General features: G+C 68.5%; 4 protein-coding genes. 2 read left to right on the forward strand and 2 right to left on the reverse strand.

Features of this window, described 5'->3' with window-relative positions:
- On the forward strand, positions 1–1,112 hold a 1,112-nt coding region (locus tag B1964_RS06395; RefSeq protein WP_139765645.1), incomplete at its 5' end, for a thymidine phosphorylase.
- Complete coding sequence (locus B1964_RS06400) at positions 1,109–2,239, forward strand: adenosine deaminase (RefSeq protein ID WP_079929264.1); 1,131 nt, start codon at positions 1,109–1,111, stop codon at positions 2,237–2,239. The genes B1964_RS06395 and B1964_RS06400, both read left to right, overlap by 4 nt.
- Before the next feature lie 82 nt (positions 2,240–2,321).
- On the opposite strand, the gene B1964_RS06405 is transcribed toward B1964_RS06400, so the two are convergent.
- Together B1964_RS06405 and B1964_RS06410 are read right to left on the reverse strand one after the other, a co-directional pair.
- A complete protein-coding gene (locus tag B1964_RS06405; RefSeq protein ID WP_014359535.1) occupies positions 2,322–3,614 on the reverse strand; it encodes a hypothetical protein in 1,293 nt (430 codons plus the stop codon).
- Positions 3,615–3,691: 77 nt separating this feature from the next.
- Positions 3,692–4,145 (reverse strand): C40 family peptidase (locus B1964_RS06410; RefSeq protein ID WP_139765646.1); only part of this gene is annotated, 454 nt, incomplete at its 5' end.

A 4,145-nucleotide genomic window follows, 5' to 3' on the forward strand; every position in this document is an offset into this window, starting at 1 on the left:
TGCGCCGCGACGGTCGGCCGCTTCGCACCGTCGACAAGCATTCCACCGGCGGGGTGGGGGACAAGATCCCCCTGCCGCTCGCGCCCCTGGTGGCCTCGTATGGTGTTGCGGTGCCCCAACTGTCGGGCCGAGGCCTCGGGCACACCGGCGGCACGCTGGACAAGCTGGAGTCCATCTCGGGATGGCGTGCGGACCTGTCGATGGACGAGATACTCAGCCAGCTCGAGGCGGTGGGTGCGGTGGTCTGCGCGGCGAGTCCCGACCTTGCACCCGCCGATCGTCTGCTCTATGCGTTGCGGGACATCACCGGCACCGTCGCATCGATCCCGTTGATCGCCAGCTCGATCATGAGCAAGAAGATCGCCGAGGGCACCGGCGCGCTGGTGCTCGACGTCAAGGTCGGCTCGGGGGCGTTCCTTCCCGAACTCGACTCCGCCCGCGAACTCGCGACCACCATGGTCGAGCTCGGACATCGCGCCGGGGTGGCGACCTCGGCGCTGCTGACCGACATGGACACCCCGCTCGGACGCTGCGCGGGCAACGCCGTCGAGGTCGCCGAATCGCTCGAGGTGCTCGCCGGCGGCGGGCCCGCCGACGTCGTCGAGCTGACGGTGGCCCTGGCGCGGGAGATGCTCGCCGCAGCCGGGATCTCCGACGTCGACCCTGCCGACCATCTGCGCAACGGCCGCGCCATGGACTCCTGGCGCGCGATGATCGCCGCGCAGGGCGGCGACCCGGATGCACCGCTGCCGCGGGCCCGGCACACCGATGTCGTCGTCGCCGAGACGTCGGGTCGTGTGCGACGGCTGGATGCGCGAGCGGTCGGCGACGCCGCCTGGCGACTGGGTGCCGGGCGGTCGGTGCCCGGTGAGGCCGTGCAGTCCGAGGCCGGGGTGCAATGGCACACGCGTCCCGGAGAGTTCGTCGAGGCGGGTGCGGCGCTGTTCACGCTGCACACCGCAACACCGGAACGGTTCGGTCCCGCGCGGGCGGCGTTGGTCGGGGCGGTCGACATTGCCGCCGAGCCGAACTCCGGCGGCCCCGGTGCCGAACTCGATCCCGCTGATGTCGCCCGGCCGCTGGTGATCGAACACGTTAGGTTCGGATCATGACGTCGATGCCGCCGCGTTCCCCGCTCGATCCCGCTGCCCTGACCCTCGCGCCCAAGGTGCTGTTGCACGATCACCTCGACGGCGGCCTGCGGCCGTCGACCGTGTTGGAGTTGGCCCGTGAGACCGGTTACGACGAGCTACCGGCGGAGACGGCCGACGACCTCGCGGTGTGGTTCCGTGACGCGGCAGACAGTGGTTCGTTGGAGCGCTATCTGGAGACCTTCGCCCACACCGTGGGCGTCATGCAGACAGTCGGTGCGCTCGAGCGGGTCGCGGCCGAATGTGTGGAGGACCTCGCCGCCGACGGCGTCGTCTACGCCGAGGTCCGCTACGCTCCCGAACAGCACCTCGAGCGTGGGCTGGAGCTCGACGAGGTCGTCGAGGCGGTGTTGCGCGGGTTCGCCCAGGGCGAGCGGACCGCCGCGGGGTCCGGTCGCCCGATCGCCGTGCGGTGCCTGGTCACCGCGATGCGCCACGCTGCGCGCTCCCGTGAGATCGCCGAACTGGCTGTGCGGTATCGCGATCGCGGGGTGGTGGGGTTCGACATCGCCGGTGCCGAGGCCGGTCACCCGCCGAGTCGCCATCTCGACGCCTTCGAGTACATGCGGGCAAACTGCGCACCGTTCACCATCCATGCGGGCGAGGCGTTCGGGCTGCCGTCGATCCACGAGGCGATCGGTTTCTGTGGTACCGACCGGCTCGGACACGGGGTGCGGGTGATCGACGACATCACCCTGCCGCCCGGCGCGCGACCCGATGATGATTCGTTTCCCGGTGCCGAACTAGGTTTGATCGCGAATATCGTGCGCGACAAGCGGATTCCGCTCGAGCTGTGCCCGAGTTCGAACGTGCAGACCGGTGCGGTGGCGTCGCTGGCGCAGCATCCGTTCAACGTTCTGGCCCGGCTGCGTTTCCGCGTCACCGTCAACACCGACAACCGGCTCATGAGCGACACCACCATGAGCAAGGAGTTCGCGAAACTCTCCGACCAATTCGGTTACGGCTGGGCCGATTTCGAGCGATTCACGGTCAATGCGATGAAATCGGCGTTCATCCACTTCGACGAGCGGCTGGCGTTCATCGACGACGTCATCAAGCCCGGCTACGCGGTGCTGCTGCAGGGCTGAGGCCCGCGGCAGCCCTTCCGGGTGATGTTGTGCCCGCAATCCGGGCACAAGATCACCCGGAACCGGCGCCGACGGGGATCGGTCACCGCTTCTTGACGAGCCGATCCTCGAACTCGTGCTCGAGGGCCCGCCACGCCTCGGCCTCGTTGTCGAACGGGGGGCTCGGCGCCATCCGCTTGGGGTCGGGGTTGGTGGCGTAGTCGACGAACCAGCCCAGTGGGGTCGTCGAGCCCAGCGCTTCGGCCACCGAGTCGTCACCGGCGTAATCGGCTGCGTCGGTGAACAATTCGACCGCCAACTCCAGTTGATTGCGATCGATGCGCCGGGGACCGTCGGTGATGTCCTCGACGAGGCCGGGCAGCACGTAGACGTTGTCGTCGATGACGTCGAACTCCAGGGAGCCGTCGGTCGCGGCGACGCGGACCTCGTCGAACGTCGACACACCCGAGAGGTCATGAGAGTTGTCCTCGGCGAGGAACTTCGACAGCGCGCGCGGGGAGGCGAAAACGAAGATCTTGCCGTCGTCACCGAGGAACACCGGATCGTCACCGAGGTAGCACCGCAACGAGAGGAACTCACCGGTGCCGGTCACGATACGAATCGGGTCGATGCCCACCGACGCCCAGAAATCGTCGTCGTCGATTTCGTCGTCGGTGTCCTCTTCTTCCTCGTCGTCGGTGCCGTCGGCGAGATCGGTCTCGGAATCGTCCGACTCGGTGTCGGCGTCGCCGACGAGGTCGAGATCCTCGTCGGGCTCGTCCTCGTCCTCGGCGGAGGCGGCCGCCTCGAGTTCGGCCTCGGCGGTGGTCACCGCTGCCTTGTCGACCTCGGGTGTGCTGATCACCTCGTCGATCGCGTCGAGCACGTTGTCCCAGTGCTTGGCGATGAGCCGGCCGATGCGCACCCACAGGTCGGTGCCGTCGCGGCCCTCGAAGTTGCGGGTGCCGGTGGTCACCGCACCGAGGATCGGGTTGCCGTTGAAGAACTTGGTGATGACGGTCAGCTCGCAGACCTCGCCGAGGATGCGCACGATCTCCAGTGCGTCCTCGAGTTCGGCGATCACCTCCGGTGTCGGGTCCTCGGCGGCCAGTTCGGGGACGCCCACCAGGTCATAGGAATGGCGGTCGTCGGGGACCAGCTCGTCGGCCTGCAGACCCTTGACGGTCTCCCAGGCAGGGTGCTCGACGAGATCGTTGTCGTCGTCGGTGCGGATGAAGGCGACCAGCTCGGCAACGCTGCCGAAGACGTAGAGGTCCTCGTCGAGTCCGAGGAATGCCTCCCACTCGTCGTCGCCCTCCCGCCAGCGGGGTGCCCACAGCGTGAAGCTGTTTCCGTCGGTCAGTCCGAGCTCGATGGGGACAATGTCTCCGGCCATGACGTCACAGCGTAGCGATCGCGCCTGTGAGCGCCATACCGGCCCCACGACGGGCAGGTGAACTTCTGCATCGACACTCATCGCGGACGGTAGAACCCCTGAAATCCCTGGCCGGCATTCGTCGTCCGCAGCGGTGAGACCTGTACGGGATCCCCGGCCTCCACGAGCTGATTGTTACCCACGTACATCGCGACGTGTCCGTCCCAGACCGCGAGGTCACCGGGCATCAGATCGGCTTGGGCCACCGCGAATCCGGCGGTGTCCTGCTCCTGGGCCAGGCGCGGCAGTTCCAGGCCGGCCTGCCGATAGGCCCACTGGGTCAGGCCGCTGCAGTCGAAACCACTGGGATCGGTGCCGCCCCACACGTAGGGCACGCCCTGCTGGCTCAATGCCGCACGCACCGCTGCGGCGGCGCGCTCGTTCGGGGCGTAGGCGATCGACCCGTCGGGCAGGGTGATCGCGACCCCGCCGTCGGGGACCCCACCCTCGGCGGGTCGTCCACCGGGGCCGCCGGTACGGGCGGGCGCGTCG

Origin of the sequence: Gordonia sp. i37 (genome assembly GCF_002043085.1) — a bacterium.
In the GTDB taxonomy this organism is placed as follows: domain Bacteria; phylum Actinomycetota; class Actinomycetes; order Mycobacteriales; family Mycobacteriaceae; genus Gordonia; species Gordonia polyisoprenivorans.

Coding starts and splice junctions, on each gene's coding strand:
- B1964_RS06400 (WP_079929264.1), top strand. CDS start 1,109: ATGACGTCGATGCCGCCGCGTTCCCCGCTCGATCCCGCTGCCCTGACC.
- B1964_RS06405 (WP_014359535.1), bottom strand. CDS start 3,614: ATGGCCGGAGACATTGTCCCCATCGAGCTCGGACTGACCGACGGAAAC.